Source organism: Brevibacillus sp. YAE8 (assembly GCF_057543335.1).
Window position 1 is genome coordinate 17629 of sequence record NZ_BAAIYG010000028.1, and the last position, 23335, is coordinate 40963.

24 protein-coding genes are annotated in these 23335 nt (G+C 55.6%); 17 read left to right on the plus strand and 7 right to left on the minus strand.

The window, feature by feature from the left end:
• Window positions 1-15: 15 nt before the first annotated feature.
• Window positions 16-1251, plus strand: a complete 1236-nt coding sequence (locus tag AC27IT_RS22720) for an MDR family MFS transporter (RefSeq protein WP_007784596.1) — start codon at window positions 16-18, stop codon at window positions 1249-1251.
• On the opposite strand, the gene AC27IT_RS22725 is transcribed toward AC27IT_RS22720, so the two are convergent.
• On the minus strand, window positions 1243-2031 hold the full coding sequence (locus AC27IT_RS22725; RefSeq protein WP_005828940.1) for a GDSL-type esterase/lipase family protein: 789 nt from the start codon (window positions 2029-2031) through the stop codon (window positions 1243-1245). The genes AC27IT_RS22720 and AC27IT_RS22725 overlap by 9 nt on opposite strands.
• A gap of 130 nt (window positions 2032-2161) precedes the next feature.
• Here AC27IT_RS22725 and AC27IT_RS22730 point away from each other — a divergent pair, with 130 nt between their 5' ends.
• The 4 genes from AC27IT_RS22730 (at window position 2162) to AC27IT_RS22745 (ending at window position 4956) form a co-directional block, all read left to right on the plus strand.
• Entirely contained in the window at window positions 2162-3091 is a 930-nt protein-coding gene (locus AC27IT_RS22730) for an ABC transporter ATP-binding protein (protein WP_283858003.1), read from the plus strand.
• On the plus strand, window positions 3088-4083 hold the full coding sequence (locus AC27IT_RS22735; protein WP_007784592.1) for an ABC transporter permease subunit: 996 nt from the start codon (window positions 3088-3090) through the stop codon (window positions 4081-4083). Before AC27IT_RS22730 ends, AC27IT_RS22735 begins: the two co-directional genes overlap by 4 nt.
• A gap of 87 nt (window positions 4084-4170) precedes the next feature.
• Window positions 4171-4614, plus strand: a complete 444-nt coding sequence (locus tag AC27IT_RS22740; protein ID WP_005828934.1) for a small multi-drug export protein — start codon at window positions 4171-4173, stop codon at window positions 4612-4614.
• 81 nt (window positions 4615-4695) lie between these two features.
• Complete coding sequence (locus tag AC27IT_RS22745) at window positions 4696-4956, plus strand: DUF2573 family protein (protein ID WP_005828933.1); 261 nt, start codon at window positions 4696-4698, stop codon at window positions 4954-4956.
• A gap of 213 nt (window positions 4957-5169) precedes the next feature.
• Here the strand turns inward: AC27IT_RS22745 and AC27IT_RS22750 are convergent, their stop codons facing one another.
• The 3 genes from AC27IT_RS22750 to AC27IT_RS22760 form a co-directional block, all read right to left on the minus strand.
• Entirely contained in the window at window positions 5170-6447 is a 1278-nt protein-coding gene (locus AC27IT_RS22750; protein WP_340673181.1) for a hypothetical protein, read from the minus strand.
• Between the two features lie 103 nt (window positions 6448-6550).
• Window positions 6551-7120, minus strand: a complete 570-nt coding sequence (locus AC27IT_RS22755; RefSeq protein WP_005828931.1) for an RNA polymerase sigma factor — start codon at window positions 7118-7120, stop codon at window positions 6551-6553.
• A 53-nt stretch (window positions 7121-7173) separates the two neighbouring features.
• On the minus strand, window positions 7174-8838 hold the full coding sequence (locus tag AC27IT_RS22760) for a DNA repair helicase XPB (protein WP_487092112.1): 1665 nt from the start codon (window positions 8836-8838) through the stop codon (window positions 7174-7176).
• Between the two features lie 141 nt (window positions 8839-8979).
• Between AC27IT_RS22760 and AC27IT_RS22765 the strand changes: the two genes are divergently transcribed.
• From AC27IT_RS22765 to AC27IT_RS22785, 5 genes are all read left to right on the plus strand, one after another.
• Complete coding sequence (locus AC27IT_RS22765) at window positions 8980-10302, plus strand: hemolysin family protein (RefSeq protein ID WP_007784581.1); 1323 nt, start codon at window positions 8980-8982, stop codon at window positions 10300-10302.
• A gap of 126 nt (window positions 10303-10428) precedes the next feature.
• Entirely contained in the window at window positions 10429-11436 is a 1008-nt protein-coding gene (locus AC27IT_RS22770; RefSeq protein ID WP_005828928.1) for an ABC transporter substrate-binding protein, read from the plus strand.
• A 90-nt stretch (window positions 11437-11526) separates the two neighbouring features.
• The gene (locus AC27IT_RS22775) at window positions 11527-12579 is read left to right on the plus strand and encodes an ABC transporter substrate-binding protein (RefSeq protein ID WP_005828927.1); all 1053 of its coding nucleotides are present in this window, start codon (window positions 11527-11529) and stop codon (window positions 12577-12579) included.
• A gap of 28 nt (window positions 12580-12607) precedes the next feature.
• Window positions 12608-13540, plus strand: a complete 933-nt coding sequence (locus tag AC27IT_RS22780) for an ABC transporter permease (protein ID WP_026557500.1) — start codon at window positions 12608-12610, stop codon at window positions 13538-13540.
• Complete coding sequence (locus AC27IT_RS22785; RefSeq protein ID WP_005828925.1) at window positions 13533-14330, plus strand: ABC transporter ATP-binding protein; 798 nt, start codon at window positions 13533-13535, stop codon at window positions 14328-14330. The genes AC27IT_RS22780 and AC27IT_RS22785 overlap by 8 nt, the downstream gene beginning before the upstream one ends.
• 9 nt (window positions 14331-14339) lie before the next feature.
• Here AC27IT_RS22785 and AC27IT_RS22790 read toward each other — a convergent pair whose 3' ends face one another.
• Window positions 14340-15569, minus strand: coding sequence for an MDR family MFS transporter (locus AC27IT_RS22790; protein ID WP_005828924.1), 1230 nt, complete (start codon window positions 15567-15569; stop codon window positions 14340-14342).
• Between the two features lie 140 nt (window positions 15570-15709).
• On the opposite strand from AC27IT_RS22790, the gene AC27IT_RS22795 reads away from it, so the two are divergent.
• The 7 genes from AC27IT_RS22795 (at window position 15710) to AC27IT_RS22825 (ending at window position 22147) form a co-directional block, all read left to right on the plus strand.
• Window positions 15710-17506 (plus strand): ABC transporter substrate-binding protein, encoded by a 1797-nt coding sequence (locus AC27IT_RS22795; RefSeq protein ID WP_487092115.1) that lies wholly within the window; start codon window positions 15710-15712, stop codon window positions 17504-17506.
• A gap of 104 nt (window positions 17507-17610) precedes the next feature.
• The gene (locus AC27IT_RS22800; protein WP_005828922.1) at window positions 17611-18036 is read left to right on the plus strand and encodes a tellurite resistance TerB family protein; all 426 of its coding nucleotides are present in this window, start codon (window positions 17611-17613) and stop codon (window positions 18034-18036) included.
• Between the two features lie 224 nt (window positions 18037-18260).
• Window positions 18261-19070: a 5'/3'-nucleotidase SurE gene (gene surE / locus AC27IT_RS22805; protein WP_025845854.1), complete on the plus strand. Its 810-nt coding sequence runs from the start codon at window positions 18261-18263 to the stop codon at window positions 19068-19070.
• On the plus strand, window positions 19063-20103 hold the full coding sequence (locus AC27IT_RS22810; RefSeq protein WP_026557497.1) for a hypothetical protein: 1041 nt from the start codon (window positions 19063-19065) through the stop codon (window positions 20101-20103). The genes surE and AC27IT_RS22810 overlap by 8 nt, the downstream gene beginning before the upstream one ends.
• 148 nt (window positions 20104-20251) lie before the next feature.
• A complete protein-coding gene (locus tag AC27IT_RS22815) occupies window positions 20252-20734 on the plus strand; it encodes a hypothetical protein (protein WP_005828919.1) in 483 nt (160 codons plus the stop codon).
• A 99-nt stretch (window positions 20735-20833) separates the two neighbouring features.
• A complete protein-coding gene (gene thpR, locus AC27IT_RS22820) occupies window positions 20834-21430 on the plus strand; it encodes an RNA 2',3'-cyclic phosphodiesterase (RefSeq protein WP_487092116.1) in 597 nt (198 codons plus the stop codon).
• Between the two features lie 48 nt (window positions 21431-21478).
• A complete protein-coding gene (locus AC27IT_RS22825) occupies window positions 21479-22147 on the plus strand; it encodes a hypothetical protein (RefSeq protein WP_003842325.1) in 669 nt (222 codons plus the stop codon).
• A gap of 102 nt (window positions 22148-22249) precedes the next feature.
• Here the strand turns inward: AC27IT_RS22825 and AC27IT_RS22830 are convergent, their stop codons facing one another.
• A complete protein-coding gene (locus AC27IT_RS22830) occupies window positions 22250-22615 on the minus strand; it encodes a M23 family metallopeptidase (RefSeq protein ID WP_412679518.1) in 366 nt (121 codons plus the stop codon).
• A 237-nt stretch (window positions 22616-22852) separates the two neighbouring features.
• Window positions 22853-23332 carry a chemotaxis protein CheW gene (locus AC27IT_RS22835; RefSeq protein WP_007784566.1) on the minus strand — a complete coding sequence of 160 codons (480 nt, stop codon included), beginning with the start codon at window positions 23330-23332 and terminating at the stop codon, window positions 22853-22855.
• Window positions 23333-23335 lie beyond the last annotated feature (3 nt).

Genomic DNA, 23335 nt, shown 5'->3' on the forward strand with positions numbered 1-23335 from the left:
GCGGGGAGAGAGACAATGAGCTGGATCAAATCACGTATGCAAGAGTACCACCCGATCGTCTGGTCGCTGGTCGTCGGGACCGTGTTCGTCAGGGCTGCCAGCTCGATGAGCATGCCGTTTTTGTTTTTATACTTATCCAACCAAACCGATATGGACCTGGCAATGATCGGCCTGACCATCGGGGCCGGGCCGCTCGCCGGAACGATTGGCGGCTTCATTGCCGGGACGCTGTCCGACCGGATCGGCCGCAGACGGGTCATGCTGGGGGCGCTGTACGTCTGGACGCTCGTATTCGTCGGGTTTGCGCTCAGCAAAAACCCGCTGATTTTGCTTTTGCTCAACATGGCAGGCGGGCTCTGTCGCTCGTTTTACGAGCCGGTGTCGCAGGCGCTGATGGCAGACGTGACGCCGCCTGAGAAACGCTTCCGGGTATTCGGCCTGCGCTACACCGCGATCAACGTCGGGGTCGCAGTTGGCCCGATCGCAGGCGCCGTGCTGGCGAAGACGTCCGTCGCCCTGCCGTTTCTGATTACCGCGCTCATTTACCTCGTGTACGTCATCAGCTTGCAAGGGCTGTTGAACAAGTTCGGGATCAAACAAATTGAAGGGCAAAAGAAAGAGACGGTCACCTTTGGGCGGGCCTTCAGCGTGATCGTGCACGACAAGGCGTTTCGCTACTACATGGTCGCAGGCGTGCTGGGCGCGATCGGCTATTCGCAGATGTCGTCTACCCTCGCCAAGTTCACGGAAATGACCGTTGCGTCCGGCGCAGAACTGTTTGCCATCCTGATGAGCGTCAACGCTGTCGTGGTCGTGCTCATGCAGATGCCGCTGACCCGATGGGCCGAAAAAAAGACGCCTCTCACCGCCATTGTGGTGGGAAACGTCATGTATGCGCTGGGCGACGTCGGCTTTGCCTACGCCAACTCCTGGATCGTCTTTATTATCGGGATGGTGCTGTTTACGTTTGGGGAAATCTTGACCTTTACCGCAGGTGACGTCCTGATTGACCGCATGGCCCCGGAAGGAATGCGCGGCAGCTATTACGGCGCGAAAAGCTTCAGCAACCTCGGACAGTTCATCGGCCCGTGGATGGGCGGCCTGCTGCTCGGGCTTTACGGCGGCACGACACTGTTCTTGACCGTAGCGGCGTTTTCCATGGTGAGCAGCGCATTCCAGTGGGCGGGCCAACGGGTGTACTTCGCTACCCACGGCAAGTCGCTCAATCAGAGCAGGGCAGAATCACTCTAGCGCCTGCAAAATGCGCTCCGCGATGCGGGCATAGCCCTCTGCATTCGGGTGAAAATGATCGGTGTACAAATACGCCTGCTCTTTGCGCAGGAACATGTCATACGTCGGCACGACGAACACCTGCGGATAGCGGGAGGCAATCGCGGAGGCCGTGCTGTTCCAGTCCAGAACGGGCTGCACCGTATCGACAGCCGCTTCCGTATTGCCAAAAGGGTTGTACAACGACGTGTAAACAATCGTCGCTTTGCTGTTCAACTGGCGAATTTGCCGGATGATTTCCTCGTAGTTGGTCGCAAGCCTGTCCGTGGCTGCGGCCACTTTTTCTTTGTCGATCGTGTAGAGCCCGCCCGTTTGCCTGAACAAGTCGTTGCCGCCGATGGTGAAAAGGATCAGATCGGCCTCGGCGAGCAGCGTTTTGACTTGCGCTTCGGACATTTGCTTGAGCAGGTCGGACGACTCTTGCCCGTTAATGGCGAGATTCGTAAACGTAATCGGGTGGCCCGCCTTTTTTTCCAGCGCTTGTCGGACGAGCCCGACATAGCCTTGGCCGTTCGCATCGCCAGCGCCGCGGGTGAGCGAGTCTCCGAGCGCGACGACTTTGTGGACGCCTTCTTTTGGCAAAGGGGCAGGCGGTTCCTCGGTTTCCACAGGTGGCGCTCCCGTGGTCGGGGCCAACTGCTGCGGGTTCATCGCCAGGACAAAGCCTGCGGCAAACAATAAAAAGGACAGAAGCGACAACAACCCTGTAGTGCGCCAGAGAAGTTTGCCGGATGTGCGCATCGGCTATCCTCCTATTCGATGGGAAGTGGGTAGACATGGTATAATGTGGTGGGACATCTTATGCCAGTGTACCATAAACGAATCGCTGCCGTCAGTTGCGGGAAGCGGAACAAAGACAGGAGGGCGCACCTTGGGCGACACAGTCCTCGCAGTATCGCGATTGCAAAAAACGATCGGCAAAAAGCAGATTATTCACGATATTACATTCGACGTGCTCGCTGGCGAAGTGTTTGGCTTTTTGGGGCCGAACGGCGCGGGCAAGACGACGACTATTCGCATGCTGGTCGGTCTGGCTAAAGCAGACGGGGGAGATATCCGCATCGGCGGGATATCGCTCTCGGAGAACTTCCCGGAGGCGATTGCGCAAGTCGGCTGCATCGTGGAAAATCCCGAGCTGTACAAATTTTTGACAGGCAGGGAAAACCTGGAGCAGTTTGCCCGCATGAGCGGAGGGATTACGCAGGAGCGGATCGAAGAAATCGTCCGCTTCGTCGACCTGGAACGGGCGATTGACGACAAAGTCAAAACGTATTCGCTCGGGATGCGGCAGCGGCTGGGGATCGCGCAAGCGCTGCTGCACCGGCCGAAAATCTTGATTCTCGACGAACCGACAAACGGGCTTGACCCGGCAGGGATTCGCGAGCTGCGCCAGTTCATTCGCCGTCTGGCCGAGGAGGAGGGGCTTGCGGTCTTCATTTCCAGCCACCTGCTCAGCGAGATCGAGATGATGTGCGACCGGGTGGCGATTATCAACCAGGGAAAAGTCATTTCGGTCGGACTGGTGCGCGAGTTGATGGAGCAGTTTGCCGACCAGGTGGAATGGACGATCCCGCACGCCCACCTGCCAAAAGCGCTGGATGTATTGCGCGGGCACAACGCCGTGACGGATATTTTGGCGGTCGGGGAGGAAAGCGTGAAGACGCGGATGGATATGGAGCGGGTAGGCGAAGTCAACCAGAAGCTGGTGCAGGCGGGAGTCCCGGTGGTCGGGATTGCCACGAAAACCGTGACGCTGGAAGACTTGTTCCTGACGCTGACAGGGGGAGGGGGAGAGAAATGAATCAAAGCATGCTGGGCCTCGTCCAAAACGAAACCGTCAAATTGCTGCGCCGCCGCCGCTTTCTCGTGGTCGTGCTCATCCTGGCCATTCTGATCCCGATTTTTACATACGCCCAGTACCGCTCGGTCGTGACGGCTCAGGAGCGGATGGGCACGACGGACTGGCGGCCGCTCTTGACTCAGCAGATCGTCGACATGCAAAACCGGCTCGCGTCCAGCCGTCTTCCGGAAGAATGGCGCGATTTTATCAAAATCCGGATTCAGCAGCAGCAGTATTACCTCGACCACAATATCAATCCGATGGCGCCCGGAGGCCCGACATTTGCCCGCGGCTTCATGGATCAGGCGATCTCCATGTTTTTGCCGATGATTATCGTCGTGCTGGCGGTCGATATCGTGTCGGCCGAGTTTAGTGAAGGGACGATCAAGCTGCTTTTGACCAGACCCGTGCGGCGCTGGAAGGTGCTGACCAGCAAGTACATCACGCTGTTGCTGTTCACCTCGCTTACGGTACTGATGACGCTCATCTTGGCCTATTTGCTGTCGGGTGTCGTGTTTGGCTATTCCGGCTGGGATTTGCCGATTCTCACAGGCTTCGAGGTGACAGGCGGGGAGCTTGTGACGTCGGGAGCGTTCATGCTGCCGCAGTGGCAATTTCTGCTCATGCAGTATGGGCTCGGCTGGTTTGTTTGCATCGTCGTCGGAACCGTTACGTTCATGGTCTCCGTCCTCATTCGCAGCGCCGCCGCAGGCATGGGCATCATGATGGCGGCGCTCATCAGCGGGACGATCCTGACGCAGATGGCTTCGTCGTGGGAGTCGTCCAAATACTTGTTTGTCGTCAACCTGCAGCTCACCGACTACCTCAATGGCACGCTGCCTCCGATCAAAGGAATGACGCTGCCGTTCTCGTTGGCTGTACTGACGATCTGGGCAGTCGCGGCGCTGATTGTAGCATACACCGTCTTTACTCGCAGAGACGTAACTTCCTGATCTGGAAAAAAACGCTACCTTTTTCCGTTTCATTCGTATTTCATGGAAGGACCAAGAATGGCACCGAGAGGAGATTGGCGTGAGATTATGGACATGTTATGGAAATGCGGGACGGTTGCACTGACGAGTATGCTTGAACTGTGGGGAGCGATTCCGATTGGCTTCATGCTGCAACTGCCTCCGTTGCTTACCGGGATATTCAGTGCCCTTGGCGCGATTGCCAGCGCCGGGATTGTCATCTATTTGGGCGGTTCGCTCAGAAGCTGGCTGATGAAGCGCGTGGAGAAAAAAGCAGGGCGCCAGAGCCGGATGGGCCGCATCTGGGAGAAGTACGGCGTAATCGGCCTCGGATTGGCTTCTCCGCTGTTGACAGGCGCTCCGCTTGGGGCTGCGATCGGCATTTCGCTCGGCGCACCGACAGGCAAACTGATGTGGTGGATGTCGATTGGCATCGTGATCTGGAGCGTCATCCTTACGGCAGCAGTCGCCTACGGTCTGCTCCAGTTCTTGACACCAAAACCGATGGGCTGAAAAATCTCCCTTTTGCCGGGCAGAAATCTTGCATACAATGTTCCAAGAAATGAAAAAGGAAAGGAAAGCGGGGGATGATCCATGAGTGAGAAAAAAGAAGCGCTGGTGCCCGAACTGGATGAACTGCTGCACAAGTTTACCGAGCTGTTGACGGGTGAAGCGACGCCGGAGCGCGTCGAGATGGTAAAAGTATGGTGCCTGTACACCACGATGGCAAAAGCGATGCCGCCGCTCATCCAGCATTGGGGTAGCGAGCCGGAGCACCAGGCTGCGCGCAATCAAATCCGGGAAATTATCGAGCAAATCAAGCAGTGGAACCAGGCGAAAAACCAGACTCACTAGCTTATAAAGAAGAAACGCCGTCTTTTTGCGATGCAGGGCAAAAGACGGCGTATTTTTTTGCGAAAAAAAGTCGTCACGATTCAGCCGTTGCTGGCGGGGCGAGGCGAATTTCTAGATGCCGCATGGGGGCAAAATCCGCGCGCGAGCCAACAAAAAAGACACGCACCTGATGCGACAGGTCGTGTCTGCCAGAAACGCGTCTTCCGGTTGCGGCTAAGGCTTCCAGGTCATCTGCTTGGAAGTTTCGATCAATTCGTCCAAGGAAATGCCGTGGGCGGTTACTACTACGTAGAGCGACTGGTTATTGGACTGGGCGTTGAAATGAACGGCGTGCTCGGCGACAGAGCTTTTCTTGTCCGGATTGTCAAACGAGACGGCGATGGCCTGCTCGCCGTTTACGGCAAAGAGCTGGGTAGCGGAGAACGTGCCGGGGATCGACAGGCTGCGTTTGCCTTTCGCATTGCGAACTACCTCGATGCGAATCCAGTCGTCGTTGCGCTTGTAATCCGCTGAGAGGCGCGTGACCTTTTGGCTCGTCTCCGATTCGTACTGGACAGAGATCGTACTCAAGGAAAAGCTGTTCGCGTTTTGCGCAAGCACGGGAACAGGCATATCCGATGCCTGGACGGCTGTATCCGTGTCCGAGAAGGTCGACAGCGTGATCGGCTGCTTGGCTGTCATAGCCAGCGTCGGCCCTATAAGGCCGCTGTCACTGCTTTCCGCTTGTTTCGCTTGTTTGGCTTCCGGTTCGCCCATGGCAGTAATCCCATAGGCTTGCTGGTCTTCTGCGGCGGCTCTGGCTTTTTTCCCGGCGACCAGGTTGTTCTCGGCTCCGTTTGCCTCTTTTGCCAGGGCTGCCTTGGCGTTTGCGCCTTGTTCCTCTGAACCTGTCGGAACGCTGCGGGAAGCTATGGACGCCTCTCCCTCGGCTTGCGGCGCTTGCGTCTGGGGTGCTGCTGTTTTGGGTTCCTGCGTATTTAGCGCAAGCTCATGGCTGGCCGATGGCGAAGCGGCGTTTGGTGTAGCCGGGGAAGCAGGCTGAGACGCTTTGGCTGTTGCCTCGTTTTGCTTTGCCAGCGGTTGCTCGCTGCTAGCATAGGCATTTGCCGCCGATTGGGCAGAGGCAGGCGAGGATGCCGGAGCAGCGTCCTGCATTTGCATCGCTTCGGTGGCATGCGTCGCGATCTGGGTGCCAGCGCCTGCCTGGTTTGCTGCGGGCTGTTGTGACGCTGTCTGGAATTGACCGTCTTGGAGCTGCTGGTAGCTGATGAAGCCCACTGCCAAAAGGACTGCCGCTGCGCTGACCCAGGCGAATGAAGGGAAGCCTTTGGTCCGACGCTTGCTGGGCATAGGTGCTGCCGCTTGCTGTGGAAGCACAGCGACGGTTGCGGCGTGAGGGGGCACACCTTGTCCGGCGTTCTGGTAGATGGCCTGCATGATCCTCTCTTCCAGGTTCGCTTGAGGCGGTGGAACCTCTTTCAAGAACTGCACCTCCTCTTCGGTTGTCATTTGTGTTTCGATCCATGCGATACAGTCCTCACAGGTCTCTATATGGGAAAAAATATCGCTATCCGTGTCATCTAGCCATGCTTTTCTAAATGCCTGGCAGTTCATGTACGAGCCCCCCTTCCTTGCGTGATAACAATTTTGCGAGTTCTTGGCGAGCGCGCAAGTAACGGACGCGTGCTGTAGACTCGGCGATGCCGAGAAGAGTAGCAATTTTTTCGAACGGATATTCATGCGTGCAGCGAAGGACGATCACTTCCCGGTAGGAATCCGACAGCAAGGCGAATGCCTCCTCGATTTCCCTGCGCTGCTCCTTGTTCATGAGCGATTCTTGCGGAGACTCGTCCCGCGTATTGGACGGCACATACGCCAACTGCTCGTCGGAGTCGTGAAACTTTCGTCTGCGTAAAAAGTCAATGCTCTTGTTGCGAGCAAGCGTATGTAACCAGGATGAAAACTGAGAGTCGCCTCGGAACGTGGACAGCTTCTCATACGCCTTCACGAACACTTCCTGAGTCAGATCCTCCGCATCAGCGCGATTGTTCACCATTTTGTAGATGAATACGTAGATCATATGCTGATATCGCTGGATGAGGTCGCGATACCCTTCGATGTCGCCCTGAAGAATCCGCTGAATGATTTCGGCGTCGGATTGCATTGAATCTCCGGCCTCCCTTCCCTCTATGTGACGCTGGCTTTTTCCGAAACGTTTCAGACCAGCATCTCGTTTTCTATAATTTCGTATGGATAGCCTTGCTCGACGAGAAAAAGCTGACGGTGGAGCGAAAACTCCTGCTCTCTCGTATCGCGTGTCACCAGCGTATAAAAGTGAGCGGTGTTATTTTCGGTTTTTGGTCGCAAGATTCGTCCCAGTCGCTGCGCTTCTTCCTGGCGGGAGCCAAACGTGCCCGAGATTTGAATCGCCACATTGGCGTCCGGCAAATCAACGGCGAAATTGGCCACCTTGGAGACGATCAGGCGTGTGATTTCCCCTTTTTTAAATTGTTGATACAGCGTCTCGCGCTCTTTTTCCGGCACTTTGCCCGTAATCAGCGGCAGTTGCAGGGCAGTCGCCATCTGTTCCAGTTGGTCGACGTACTGGCCGATAATCAGCACCCGGTCGCCTTCGTGGCGCTCCAGCAGCTTTTTGACAACGTCCAGCTTTTTCGGGTTTTCGGCGGCGATCCGGAACTTTTGCCGTGCCGTCGCATGCGCATACGCTTCCCGCCACTTCGGCTCAAAAGGCAGCCGGATTTCCCGGCAGCGCGCTTCCGCAATCCAGCCCGCATCCTCCATCGCTTTCCAAGGAACCTCGTACTTTTTCGGCCCGATCAGCGTAAAGACGTCTTCTTCCCGGCCGTCTTCCCTGACGAGCGTAGCCGTCAAGCCCAGTCGGCGTGTCGCCTGAATCCCGGAAGTAACACGAAAAACAGGTGCAGGCAATAAATGCACCTCATCGTAAATAATAAGCCCCCAGTCACGCTCTGAAAAGAGTTTCATATGAGGAAATTCATCCAGAGAGGTGGGGCGGTATGTGAGAATTTGATAAGTTGCCACAGTTATCGGCTTTACTTCCTTGTGATCGCCGGTGTATTCGCCGACAAGCTCGGGATCAAGATCGGTTTTGTCCAGCAGCTCGGCGATCCATTGCCGCACGGAAGTCGTATTCGTCGTCAAAATAAGCGTAGCAGTCTGCAACTGGGAAATCGCGCCAATGCCAATGACGGTCTTCCCGGCTCCACAGGGCAGCACGAGCACGCCGCTTCCGCCTAGAGCGGAGCCGCCGCGGTAAAAGGCGTCTACCGCTTCCTGCTGGTACGGGCGCAAGGCAAACGGCTTTCCCGCAGCGCTGTTCGCCCGCAAGCTGACCGGGCACGACTCGCCTTGCGAATAGCCCGCCAAATCCTGGACAGGCAGCCCCAACCGGATCAGCTCCTGCTTGATGAGGCCGCGCGCGTAGCTTTTGAGCACGTAGCCGTCTTCGAGCAGGGCCGCGATCGACTTGTATGCGGCAAGCTCCGTGAGAACGAGCGGATCGTCGCTATGTAAAACGAGGTTGTCCCCGCGGCGTTCGAGCCGGATCAGACCGTATTTGCGCATCGTTTCGTCGATTTCCTTGACGATGGTTGGCGGCACGCCGTATTTGCTGTACGCGCCGAGGATGCCTGTCACCTCGTGCGGCTGCATCCCGCTCGCGGCCGCATTCCAGAGCGACAGCGGCGTCATCCGGTACGTATGGATGTACTCCGGGCTTTTCAGCAGTTCGCAAAACCCGCTGATGGCCTGTCTGGCTTCGGCAAACTGCGGATGCTGCGTTTCCAATAAAATAGTGCGATCGCTTTGCACGATCATCGGCAAGTCTGGACGATAAGACAAGAGATTCACCTCGTTACAAACGGCATATGAATCAGCACTATGGTATCACAATCCGGAAAAGAAAGAAAAACGAACAGGTAACATTTACGGTTGGATGGGAAACAATATCCCGAAGCATGGTCGGAAAGGAAGGCGAGGAGCATGGGAACGTGGGGAAGCTTGTTCAACTTGGGATTGGTCTTGATCCTCGTTTTCCTCAACGGGTTCTTTGTCGCAACCGAATTTGCCGTCGTAAAAGTGAGGGAATCGAGGATTGCCCAACTGGTGGCGGAAGGGAACAAGCGCGCCGTAAACGTCGAGCAGGTCATCCAAAATTTGGACGCTTATTTGTCTGCGTGCCAGCTTGGCATCACGCTGGCGTCTCTCGGGCTTGGCTGGCTGGGCGAGCCTGCGGTGGCTCATCTGCTGCATCCCGTTTTTCGCTATTTTCAGCTCAACGAGACGCTGGTGAGCAGCATTTCCTTTATTATCGCGTTTTCGGTCATTACCTTTCTGCACATTGTACTGGGGGAGCTGGCACCGAAAACGTTGGCGATCCAGCGCACGGAAATGGTCGTGCTGGCTGTGGCCCGGCCGATTCAACTGTTTCACAAAATCATGTATCCGTTCATTGCGCTCTTGAACTGGTCGGCCAGCCGCTTTCTCGCGCTGTTTCACATTTCGATGGAGCCGCATCAGGAAGCGCATACCGAAGAAGAAATCCGCATTCTCGTCAACGAAAGCCACAAAAGCGGGCTGATCGACCAAACCGAGCTGATGCTCGTCGACAACATCTTCGACTTTTCCGAGACGATGGCCCGAGAAATCATGGTTCCGCGCACAGACATGGTGGTGCTGAACTTGCGCGATCCGTTCGAGGAAAACGTCCGGCTGGTGCAAAACGGCCGTTTTACCCGCTATCCGGTCGTGGACGGTGACAAGGATCACGTCGTGGGGAGCTTGCACATCAAAGATTTGCTGACGGGTCTGTTGGAGGGCGAGCACAAAGATTTGCAGACGCTGATGCGCCCGATCCTGACTGTGCCCGAGACGATCTCGATCAGCCGTCTTTTGACGATGCTGCAAAAACAGCGGGGACAACTGGCGATCATCATTGACGAGTACGGCGGGACAGCGGGGCTGGTCACGCTTGAAGATATTATGGAAGAAATCGTCGGAGACATCCAGGACGAGTTTGACGATGAGCGCCCGGAAGTCGAGAAAAACGACGGGATTTTGTCGCTCGACGGTCGGATGCTCCTGGAGGAAGTGGGCGACTACCTGGACATTGATCTGGAATCAAGCGAGGTGGATACGCTTGCCGGCTGGATTTACATGCAGATTGACCACCCGCCGCGCGTGGGCGACCGGGTGCGCGAAGGCAAGTACGAGTTCGTGGTCGGGGAAGTCGATCATTACCGGATTACCAGAGTTTTTGTCAAAAAACTGGCGAACGTCGAGGAAGAAATCGGTACGAAAGATTGATGAAAAAAGCTTTTCAGGACGCAATAATATGCTATAATGGGACACAAGTTGCACAAATGCAAAAAGGCCCGGCCGCCGGAGGGTGGTCAGTGGCTAAGAGAGCAGAGCTTAGAGGAGGAAGTACAGATGAGACGAGCAGTCAGTATGGTACTGACCACATTGCTGGCCTTTTCTTTGGCAGCATGTGGAAATCAAACAGGTGGACAAAGCGAGGCTACCACGGCTAATTCCGGCCAGGAGCAAACCGTGAAAATTGGCCTGACGCAATTCGTAGAGCATCCGGCACTGGATGCGATTCATCAAGGAATTTTGGATGGCTTGAAGGAATCCGGCTACGAAGAGGGCAAAAATCTGGAGGTTGACTACCAGAACGCCCATGGCGATATGAACAACACGGTATCAATTGCGCAAAAGTACGCCGGAGACAAAAAGGATTTGGTCGTAGCGATCGCTACCCCGTCCGCTCAGGCTGCAGCCAAGGCGATTGCCGACAAACCTGTTGTGTTCAGTTCCGTAACAGACCCGATCTCGGCTCAACTGGTCAGCAGTCTGGAAAAACCGGACAAAAACGTGACCGGTACGAGCGACAAAGTATCCATGGAACAGCAATTGAAGCTGGTCAAAACCTTCCTGCCACAGTTGAAAAAGCTGGGCGTCATCTACACCACCTCTGAAGTAAATTCGGAGGTTCAGGTAAAAGAACTGGAAGAAGCAGCGAGCAAAGAAGGCGTAGAAATCGTCAAGGCGGGCATTTCCCAGCTCTCCGAGGTGCAACTGGCAGCTCAGGGACTTGCTGGAAAAGCAGACGCCATGTTCATTCCGATTGACAACACCGTCGTGTCTTCGTTTGAGGCCGTACTGGGAGCAGCGGAAGCGAACAAGATTCCTGTCTTCGCTTCTGACACCGACACCGTCAAGCGCGGCGCAGTCGCCACGTACGGAATCGATTACTACCTGATTGGCAAACAAACAGGAGAGATGGCTGCCCGCGTCCTGAAAGGACAAGCGGTCGCCGACACTCCAGTCGAAATTTCAAAGCAGGCCGACCTGTACATCAATGAAACGGCTGCCGGGAAGTTTGGTCTCACGATTTCTGAGGCACTCAAACAGCAGGCGAAAGAAATCATCAAGTAAAAAGAGAGCGTCAAGCTCTCTTTTTATTCTTTTAAAACTGTTTTATCCGTGTTAAAATTAGTAAAAATTTTTCAAGGGGGTATTTATCGCATGGTTAAACAAAAAAAGACTATCAGAAAAATTCAGAGTATTTTATTTCCTTTGCTGCTTTTGTCTGTTACCGCATGTGGACAGCAAAGCGCTACTCCGGCGAACAACGGGCAGGAAACCCCTGCTGCGAATCAGCCGGCGCCTTCTGCTGAGAACAAGCAGTTTACGATTGGCATTTCCCAATTCGTAGAGCACCCTGCCTTGGATGCAGCGCGTGAAGGATTTGTGGCGCAGCTTGCGAAAAACGGCTACGAAGACGGCAAGCAAGTGAAAATTGACGTGAAATCGGCGCAGGCGAGCATGGACACAGCGATTTCCATCGCGCAAAAATTCGAGGCGGACAAAGTAGACCTCGTGCTGGCGATCGCCACTCCAACCGCGCAGGCAGCAGCGCAGACGAGCAAAGAAATTCCGATTTTGTTTACGGCAGTTACTGACCCGGTCGAGGCTGGTCTGGTAAAATCAATGGAGCAGCCAGGCGCGAACGTGACAGGTACTTCCGACATGAACCCGGTCGAAGAGCAGCTCAAGCTGGTAAAAGAGCTGAAAGCGGACGCGAAGTCGGTAGGCGTCATCTACAGCTCGGGTGAAGTAAACTCCAAGGTACAGGTAGACGCAGCCAAAGCGGTTGCGGACAAGCTCGGCCTGACCATCCAGGAAGCGGCAATCACGAGCGCGACAGAAGTGAAGCAAGCGGCCGAGTCGATGGTAGGCAAAGTCGATGCGTTCTACGTGCCGACCGACAACATGGTCGTATCGTCCATCGCGGCTGTACTGGGCGTAGCGGAAGCGCAAAAAATTCCGGTGATCGCAGGCGAGGAAAACTCCGTGAAGAGCGGGGCGATTGCCACTTACGGCATCGACTACACCAAATTGGGCGAGCAAACTGCGGACATGGCCGTGAAAATTTTGAAGGGCGAAGCGAAGCCGGCTGACATGGCGGTTGAGATGCAAGCAGACATGAAACTCGTCTTGAACAAAAAAGCAGCGGAGAAAATGGGAGTGACCATTCCGCAATCCATGCTCGACCGCGCAGGCGAAGTGATCGAGTAATAAACGCAGCAACAGGAGGATTTCTTCTATGAATTTGGCAATAATGGGAGCCATCGAGCAGGGCTTGCTATTTGGAATTTTAGCTCTGGGCGTGTATTTGACCTTTCGCATTCTGAACGTACCTGACTTGACGGTAGATGGCAGCTTTGCCCTGGGCGGCGCGATCGCAGCCAAGTTTATCATCGATGGAACCAACCCGTACCTGGCTACCCTCTTGGCGTTCGTCGTCGGAGGCCTGGCAGGGGCATTTACCGGCGTTTTGCATACAAAAGGGAAGGTCAACGCACTGCTGGCAGGGATTTTGACGATGATCGCCCTTTATTCGATCAACCTGCGGATCATGGGGAAGGCAAACTTGCCTTTGCTTCGTGAAGATACGTTGTTCACCTATGTAAAAGACTTGAGCATTCCGAATTTGACAGTAAACGGAGTCACTTTGCTGACAGGCGTGTCCGTCGTGTTTCTCGTCGGGATTTTGCTGCTCAAGCTGGTAATCGACTGGTTCCTGCACACCGATCTTGGCCTCGACCTGCGCGCGACGGGCGACAATCCGAAGATGATTCGCAGCTTCGGTGTCAACACCGATACGACGACCATTATCGGTCTGGCGCTGTCCAACGGTCTGGTAGCGGTATCTGGCGCATGGGTTGCCCAGTACCAGGGCTTTGCCGACGTCGGCATGGGGATCGGGATGATCGTGATTGGTCTTGCTTCTGTTATTGTCGGAGAAGTGCTGTTTGGCAGCTCCTCCATTTTCAGAGTCACGCTCGCCGTCATTCTCGGCTCGATCGTGTACCGTCTGGTGATCGCATTGGCTTTGCAAGCAGGGCTGAATCCGTCGGACATGAAGCTGATTACCGCTTTGATCGTGATCGTGGCACTGACCGTCCCGACCGTTGCCAAAGGCATCTGGAGAAAGCAAGCGGTACGCACGGCAAGGGGAGGAAACGGACATGCTTAAAATTTCGAACGTCAACAAAGTGTTCAACGCAGGCACGGTGAACGAAAAAATCGCCCTGCGCAACGTCAACCTGCACGTCAAGCGCGGAGAGTTCATCACCGTGATCGGCAGCAACGGGGCCGGAAAATCGACAATGATGAACATGATCTCCGGCGGGCTGTTCCCGGATAGCGGAACGATCACGATTGACGGCAAGGACGTGACGCGCCTCGGCGAGCACCAGCGCGCCGAGCTGATCGGGCGGGTGTTCCAGGACCCGATGGCGGGTACTGCGCCGAACATGACGATTGAAGAAAACCTGGCGATTGCGCTCGGCCGCGGCCGCCGCCGCACACTCGGCTTCGGGGTGAACAACCACAAGCGCGAGCTGTTCCGCGAGCAACTCAAGCAGCTTGACCAGGGGCTGGAAAACCGTTTGAAGACAAAAGTCGGATTTCTCTCCGGCGGTCAGCGCCAGGCGCTCAGCCTGTTAATGGCGACTTTTACGGAACCGAAAATTTTGCTGCTGGACGAGCATACAGCGGCGTTGGACCCGAAGCGGGCGCAGCTCATCGTGGAGCTGACCGACAAGATCGTCGCGCGCCACAAGCTGACGACGATCATGGTCACGCACAATATGGAGCAAGCGTTGAACATGGGGAACCGCCTGCTGATGCTGCACGATGGCGGCATCATTCTCGACATTCCGGACGAGAAGAAGCGGACGATGAAGCCGCAGGATTTGCTTCGCGCGTTCGAAGCAGCCCGTGGCGGCGAGAGCTTCAGCGAAGACCGCTTCCTGTTGACCTGACGCTTTTTATCAGCCTTCCTGCGCATGCGGGAGGGCTTTTTCTTTGCTGCGCAAATAGTGGTGCATCGCCCACGCTCCAATCGCCAAAATGACGGCGACAAGGGTGAACAGAAGCGCACCGCCATTGTGCAGCAAAACAAGGCTGCCGAGATACGGACCGAACGTGCGGGAAATGTCCCAATGCGTTCCGGTGATGGCAAAGTACCGTCCGCGCATGGAAGGCGGGGAAATGCGTGTGACAAAAGCCAAAAGCTGTGTCAGGCCGACGCTTTCGCCGATGACGAGCAGCACTTGCATGGCGAGCAAAAGCGGCAAGTAGTCGATGTAGGCATAGCCAAGCGAGACGAGCATGAAGCAGCCGTACGCGCCAGTAATCAGCAGGCGGGCAGGCAGATGCTGGGTCCATTTGACCAGCAGAAATTCGAACAAAATAAGCAGGACGCCTTTGACGGCAATGAGCAGCGCAAGTGCGTGCAAGTAGTCAGGCAGTGTATGTTTCAGGTGCAACTGCAAATTCGTCTCGGTTTGCGCGTAAAACAGGCTGATCGGCAGCGACAGCGTCATGATTGCGAGTGCCGGGCGATACGCTTGCCAGCTTTCGCGCTTGCCGCTACGGGCGTTTTCTCCGGCTTGGGCAGGCAGGTCAGGCAGCGGGGTTTGCGGAATTTTCCACCAGACGGCAATCGCGTAGAGCAAGAGCGAGATAGCGGTGAGCAAAAACGCCATGGCGGGATCGTACTGGTACAAAATGACCCCGATGAGCGGGCCGATCGCCGCCCCGATGCTGCTGGACGTATTCAATAGCGCAAAGGCGCTCGCCATCTGCGCGGGCAAAATCGCGTCGGCCAGATGGGCGCGGCTTGCCGGGATGAACAGGGAGCGGCCAGCGCCATTGATGATGTACAGCACCGCGAAAGCTGCGATAGAATCCGCAAAGGCCATTCCGAGCATGGCGAAGCCTTGGATGAGCAGCGCTGCAAGCATGATCGTTTTGCGGCGAATCCGGTCCGTCAACCCGCCTGCAAACAAGGTCAGAACAATCTCGGAAAAGGGCTGCAAGCCAATCACCAGCATGGTCACGGTGACGGAGCCGCTGACGTTTTCGCTCAAGTACAGGACCAGAAACGGAGCGATCATCGTGCTGGACAGGGACGTGAGCGTTTCCCCGAACAGGCGGACCCACAGCAAGGGCGGATACGCAGCAAGAAAACGGGCAAGGGAAGCGAGTAACAGATTCATAAGTGTGTGTCCTTTCTCCGGTTTTTTTCGGTTTGGCTTTGTTTCTTTCGAGAATTGTAAGCTGGCGCAGTCAGGAGAAAAAGCGTAGGATTAGGGGAAGCATTTTTTCATGTTTTTTGGCGAAATCGGTGGTGAATCTCGTGCAGCTTGTTGAACAGTACATTCGTTTATGCGCGGCCAGGCCAAAGGAAGCGTTTGGTCGGCCGCTGGACATTACATTGGCAGAGGTCGCGGCGATCTTGTGTTGTACGTTGCGCAACGCTACGCTGACCCTGAAAAAGATGCAGGCGCGCGGCTGGCTGCTCTGGCAGCCGGGACGAGGGAGAGGGAACCGTTCGGTGCTGACGCTCGTCCTCGACCCGGCAGACTTGCTGCTGTCTGTGGCCAAGGAGCTCGTCCAAACCGGCGAGATTCGCGCTTCGCAGGAGCTGTTGGAGCAATACGGGCAGGCTTGGCCGACTTTTGCCCAACATTTTTCTCGCTGGATGAATATCCAGTTTGGAGCGCGGATTACCCGGGAAAAGGGTAGTAGTGGCCGAGTGGATACATTGCGTCTTTTTTTCGACCGACCGTTTGCAGGGCTGGACCCGATCCACGTGTTGCTGCGCTCGCAGACGCATTTGGTCAAGCATTTGTTCGATACGCTGGTCCGTTTCGATCCGGCAACGAAGCGGGTGGAGCCGCATCTCGCCTTTTACTGGGAGGCGGATGAGGACGGGACGCGCTGGACGTTTTATTTGCGAAAAGGGGTGCTGTTTCATCATGGCCGCACGCTGACGGCTGACGATGTGCGTTTTTCCCTGCTGCGCCTGATGCAGCAATCGTTCAAGCACCGCTGGCTTGCCCGCTCGATTGCGGCGGTGGACGTCCGCGATGACTATGTGGTGACGATCAGGCTGAAGCAGCGGGATGAGCTGTTTTTGCAAGCGCTGAGCAAAGAGCAGATGGCGATCGTTCCGCGCGATTATGCCGAGCAGATGGGAGAGCAATTCGCCCGGCTTCCGGCAGGGACAGGGCCGTTTCGGGTTGTGCGCCATGACGACTCCATGCTCGTGCTCGAAGCGTTTGCGCCGTACTTTGCCGGGCGGCCGTTTTTGGACCGGATTGAACTTTGGTGCGTCCCTGGGATGCGCCAGCCGGAGCTGACCGAGGAGAGCATGCTGGTCGTGGACAAAGCGCATCAGGCCTATGAGCTGGCAGATGCCTCCTGGAGAGACGTCGTCCGCCAGGAGCAATGCTTTCAATACGTCAGCCTGAATGCAGCCAAAAAAGGGCCGCTCGCAGACGATGCGTTCCGCGCCTTGGTCGCCAGCATGCTATCTGGCGCAGCGCTGAGAGCGGCGCTGCAAGGCGGAAGAGAGCAGGCTGAGGTATGGGGAGAACGGATGCAGCAGGATACACGTCTGCCCGATGCCAAAGAGGCCGCGCGCTTGATTGCAGCCAGCGGCTACCGCGGGGAGAAGCTTGCCCTGTACACCTACCCAGATGCGGACCACGTGGAGGATGCCGAGTGGATCAGGGAAAAGGCGAAGGAATACGGCATCGTCATCGAAATCCGCTACGCGTCGCCTGAAGAGCTGGCCCAACCTGCCGTGCTGCAGGCAGCCGACCTGGTCGTGGACAGCGCCAATGCGGATGAACGCACAGAGCTGTCGCTCGTTGAATTTTTGCGGGCAGAGGCGCTGAGCATTACGCACCACCTGGACGAGCGGACAAAAGCGGAGGTCGAGCAACTGATTCGCCAGATGGGGCAAACTACAACGACAGAGGAGCGGCAGGCTGTCGTGCGCGCGATCATGGACAGGCTGAAGGCCCGCCATCTGTTTGTTCCGCTGTACGCGAACCGCATCGAGATGATCGCGCACCCGCGATTGTCGGGGGTAAGCCTTGACGCATACGGCTGGATTGACTTTCGGTCCGTTTTTTTGAGAGAGTAGCATAAATTTGTCACATAATCGTGTGAAACCGCTTTCCTCTTTCATCGTATTATTAGATGTAGATATTATCGTTTGTTACTTAAGCTCGGAGGAGGAACCGCACGTTGTATACGAGAACAGAAAAGGACAAACATATTTTGTTTGCCTCCATTCGTTTGATGATTTGCGTTGGGCATGCCGACGGTTATATAGGTTCAAGAGAAGTGGATCGCATTCATGACATCGTCAATTCGGAACATTTTACCTTGAAAGAACGGCAAATTTTAATGGATGACATCGACTATCCGAAACGCCCGGAGACGATTGTGGAGGATCTGGTTGACATGAGCCAAAGCGAGAAGCTCGTGATGATGCGCAAGCTGTATCACATGGCTTTGATCGACCGGAAGCTGTCGCCGTCGGAGACGAAGGAAATCGCGCGGATCGCCTGCCTGATTGGCATCTCGGAGGAGAAGCAGGCGCAGGTTGAGGAGTGGATTCGCGAAGGCATTGCCTGGCGCGACCGCTGGAAGGACATTGTCGGTGAATAGGCAAGGCCCCCGTTGTTGGGGCCTTTTTTTTCATACAGATAAGTATAAGGGCAACGAAGGCTGCGCCAAAAGCTTGGCGCAGCCAAGTTTTCTAATAGGCAAAGAGGCGGCGCTCTCGACCGGAAGCTTCTGGAAGCTTGGCTTGGCAAAGCTTTCTAAAGTACAATAAAAGGAAGCCACGTGCAAGTGAAGATGGGCGCCACGATGAAGGAGGAGATCTTGTGTTGCGAATTTTAGTGACGAATGACGACGGCATTGATGCTCTGGGCATCAAGCGATTGGTGGAAGCACTGCTCGTACTGGACCAAGCGGAAATCTTTGTGGTGGCTCCCGTTGAAGAAAAAAGCGGTGTCGGTCATGGGGTAACCTATCGTACCGCACTGGCACCGGAAAAACGCGACTTTTACGGTCTTCCCGTCAAAGCGTGGGCCGTGAACGGCAATCCGGCCGACTGCGTCAAGGCGGCGTACCATTTGCTGTTTGCCGCGGACGAAAAACCGGATATCGTCTTTTCCGGAATCAATGTCGGAACGAATCTGGGGCGTGACATTTATTACTCCGGCACGTGCAGCGGGGCGCGGGAAGCGGTCATTTTGGGCGTTCCTGGCGTAGCCCTGTCCTACGATAACTGGTATGACCAGGAAAATTACGGCGATGTCGTGCAGATGATTGAGCCGCTGGTGAAAGAGTTCAGCGAACGGGCAGTAAAAGGCGAGCTGCCCCCGGAAGTTTTCTGGAACGTCAACATCCCGCACGTTCCGTTGGCGCAGGTGAAAGGCATCGTCCCGGCCACGCTTTCGCTGCATCATTATGAAGACAAGTACAGCGAGGAAGCGGAAGGGTACTTTTTGACACGCGAGTATCCGCAAGTCATGCCGATTGCCGAGCCGTTTGACTACGACCTCGTGAAGCATGATTATATCGCCATCACGCCTGTGCACATTGATGCGACGGACCGTGCGCTGCTCGCGCAGATGGATGGCTGGCCGCTGATGCAGGCGTGGGCAAAACAGGGGGAGCAACCGGATGAGTGAGGACTTTTATCCTGTGCTCAGCCCGGACCCTGCCCTGCGATCGCCCGAGGCGGCGACGCAGGGCGAGGTGCTCGACAAGAGCGCGTACCGTGATTTGTACGAGCTTGCGAGCGAGGCCGGGCTGCCCTATTTTGCCCGGTTGAACGGGCAGGGCGAAGTCGAGCTGTACCTGGTGTTTGAATCGGTGGACGCCTTCGTCGAGCAGACGCGCGATGCTGTCTCCGTCGAATTCAAGACGTACCAGGGAAAGCTGCTCGGCGTGATCTGGACTTTGTCCGATCCGCTGCAGCCGCTCGGCTTTCCGCTCACTTTTGACATCCGGCAGGCGGAGCAGCGGGGCATGGCGCTGAAAATGCTGGAGCAGCCGCGCACCTTTTTGCACTATTTGGCTTACGAGGGAGGCGAGCTGACGCACATATACTCCGAGGCCATTTCGTTTTCCACAGCAGAGGTTGAGCGCACCCGGGAAATGATTCGCTCGCTGTTCGAGGGGAGAAGCGAAGCCATACCGCAGGAGGCGCAGGTGCGCGAGGAGGAGACGCTCAGCATCCCGGCGCTTTCCTTGCCCGACGCTGTGCTTGCAGAAGAAGGGCTGGCCTTTGTTTTCCGCTACAGGCGGATGGTTGAGGCACATGGGGCAGAAGGCGCGCAGCATCTGTTAATGAGTACGGTCCGCCAGGCGGTCTGGGTGATGCGCAGGCACGCGCGCAGCGAAGTGAGGGAATCGTCGTTTACGGTCTGGGTCGCAGAGCGCGGCGAGCTGCTGGAGCTGATTGTGACGCCCGGCCTGTCCGACCTGTTTGAAGTCGTCCATATGTCCGAGGACGAGGCTAACCCGTTTTCCCGTTTCCTGCTGACTTTGCCGGAGTATGTGGAGACTAAAGAAGTTTCTCCTTTGCGCTTGGGAGCGTTTCCCTTTTTGCGCTATGAAAATGGCGCACTCTACCAATTGGAGCTGGACGAGCGTGTACAGGAGCACCTGCGAGCCCTGTTTGTGAAAGCGTTTCCGGGAATGCCCGTCCCGTACGAATGAATGTTGCAACATTGTGAAAAAGAATTTTCATAGGAATCTTTTGCCCTTCGAGGAAATATGGGTAAATAAGTCATTTTTCAACAAAGGATACGACAAGGGGAGTTTCGAAGTAGTAAAGCAGATAATCCGTTGGGGAGAGGTGACGACGATGTACGCTGTAGAGCCCGATTTGTTCCAGGCTGTTTCCGAATGCGCTCACCGTTTTCAAGGGGAGATCGAACTGTTGGCAAAGCGTCACGCACTTACGATTGAGGGAGGACTTCCGGCTCTTGAGCTGCAGGTTCAACCGCAATGCCAGGCTTTGCTGGAGTACAACTTGTGGGGAGAAGCGGGACTCGTCGCGATCCACGGCAAATTAAGCTTGCGGGATGGGATCAAAAAAGATTCGTTTTCCATCATGATGAAATTCTCGTTGTCTCACGATCCTGATCTGGACATCGAAGGCAAGAAGCAGCGCATTGAGGAAATTTTGTACGGAGAAGCGGACCTTTTCTGGAACATTCCTCCTGCGGGACATGTGGGACATGTCGAATTGACGCTTCGTTTTACGTATCAGCCTGGCTCCGGGCGACTCGGCGAATATGTGCGCAGCGTTTTGGGCATCGTAACCGGAAAGATGATGGCTGCCTGACGCGGCGTGGATGTAAAAAATGGCTCTCCGTCACAGGGGGGCTATTTTTCGTTCGCGGCAAGGCAGGCGTTTGGATAAAAAGGAGGCAGGAATCCGTCTATGCGTTTGTTCGTGGCCCTGGACATTCCCGAAGAGGCTGTCCGCTATATTGCCGATGTACAAAAGCGGCTGAAATCGGAAGTACAGGCAGACAGATGGCAGCCGCTGCACAATCTTCATTTGACGCTGCATTTTCTCGGCGAAGTCGACGAAGCGCTCGTCCCGGCCATCTGTGAGGACATGGACATCGTCAGCGCGATTATCGAACCGTTTCAACTGCGCATCGGCGGCTTCGGGGCGTTTCCCCATGCCCAGCATCCCCGCGTCCTCTGGCTCGGCCTGTGCGGGCAAACGAATCCGCTCAAGCAGCTTCACCTGCTGCTCGGCAGACGGTTCGAGCTACATCAGGGGGTGTCGTATGATCGCAAGCGCTACCGTCCGCACATCACGCTCGCCCGCGGACCGCAAGCATCGCCGGAAGGGCTGCCGCTGCTCGACTGGAACGAGCGGTACTTGGCAGCCGACGCGCCTCGCTGGAAGGTGCGGCATGTCCATCTGTACCGTTCGGAGCTTTTGCCGGAGGGAGCTGTGCATACGGTGATCCACACGAGCACGTTTGATAAAGATCACAGCAAAAAACAAGCGGTACCTGAATAGACTAAGAAAAGGACCAGGGAAAGCTTTCCAGAAAGCGGTGGAAAACGGATGGGTGAGTTCACGACCGGCATTCTTTATCCACGCAAATACGAACCGAAAGTGCTGATTGCCTTGTCCAAGTCTTCGCAACCGTACTTCCACAGAAGCATCAATGGCGACTGGAACGCATTTTTCCTGCAGGATGAGTGGATTGAAACTTCCTCGACGCTTGAGTTTTTGCTTCAACTGTCGAAGCAATTCGTGCCGCTGCTTTGGTTTCACGACGCAGAAGACAATGGCTGGGGGTTTCGTCTGTTCGATGCTGGTTTCGAAGTCTCTTCGGCGACGATCAGCTATTCACTGGATGTGGAGATGGCGGAGGCGGAGTTCGGCAGACTTTATCCGGAGATTGACCTGCAGGAAGGGATTACAGACAGCGAGGACGTTCGGCAAAAGTATGAAGACATACTGGACCGGGTTGTGCGTTCGGAGTTGTATCGGCGAGAGGTAGGCAAAGGAATTACGCGAATCAAGCCGCAATCGTTCAGTCGGATCGCGGGGCCAAAACAAGTGCAGCAGTTGCGCTCGCTGTTTGATTTGCAACTGCTGACAGATGTAGACGAAGAAACCGGCGCTTCGCTTTTGTACGATTCGGTGGATCTTTTCAAAGAGATTTTAGGGATCGAAGAAATGGTCTGGGTGAATTATGCGTATTTGGCAAGTGGGGGCAGGGAGTAGAAAACAGAAAGGGCGGGATGGCTCCCGCTCTTTTTTTGTACAGATAAGAATTGTGCCGCCAAGTTTTCCAATCGGGAAGCAAGGGAGTCCGAGATCGGGGAATCAGCCACGGACAAACATCCCTTGGACGATCGCAGCGTGCGACTGAAACCGGATCGGAATCGAGACGGCGGTGTACGGGTCGAGGGCGTTGGAGACTTGAAAATGCAGATGCGCTTCGCTGGAATTGCCCGAGTTCCCGCACCGCCCGAGCACATCCCCGGCTGCGACCCGGTCGTTCCTTGCGAGTCGATCGCCGCGGACAAGCCTTTTTGTCCATCGCTTGTAGTCCAGACGAAACGGCTCATCCCCGCAAGCGGCACGACGGAGAGTGGCTGTTCCGCATATGGGGTGCCATCGCGCTGAAAGTCGGAGGCGAAGGAAACAAATTCCTCCAGACTGACCTCGTCCCGAAAGGCCGCGCTGCACATGCTGTACAGCGTTTTATACTGACCGCAGCAGAGAGCGAGCGGAATTGCTTTTGCCAGCGGGAAAAGCGGATGAGTATGCACAGGATTCACGCTCCGTTAAAAAGAAAATGATTGCAACGAGTAGTACGCATCAAGCTGCCGCCAGGTTTCGCAAAGACCGCCGTCCAAAGCGGCAGGACGACCGTACAAAAAAACCAGTACAGTTGTCATGTACTGGTTTCGCTCAGGCTATCGCCTACACTTTTTTCCATTGACCAAAAATTTCATCGACATCCAAAAGCATAATCAGCTTATCGTCCAGGCGGGCAATTCCTTGCAAATACTTGCCCTCTACGCCAGCGACGATCGGTGGCGCCGGTTCGATCAGATGCTGTGGAATGTTCATCACTTCGGACACCGCGTCGACGATGATGCCGATATTCAGCCCTTCCAGTTGCAAATCGACAAAGCGGGTGTCATCCGTCTGGGCAATCGGCTCCAGGCCGAACATTTTGCGCAGGTTCACGATCGGCAAAATCCGCCCGCGCAGGTCGATGACGCCTTCCACGTACACAGGCGACTTGGGGAAACGGGTGATGGGCAGTGGCTTGATGATTTCGCGCACCAAAGCAATGGAGAGCCCGTAATACTCGCTTCCCATTTTAAACAAGATCGATTGGGCCGTTGCCGCTTCTGCCTCCCAATCTGTACCGTTGCTTCGTTTTGTCAGTTCCATTTA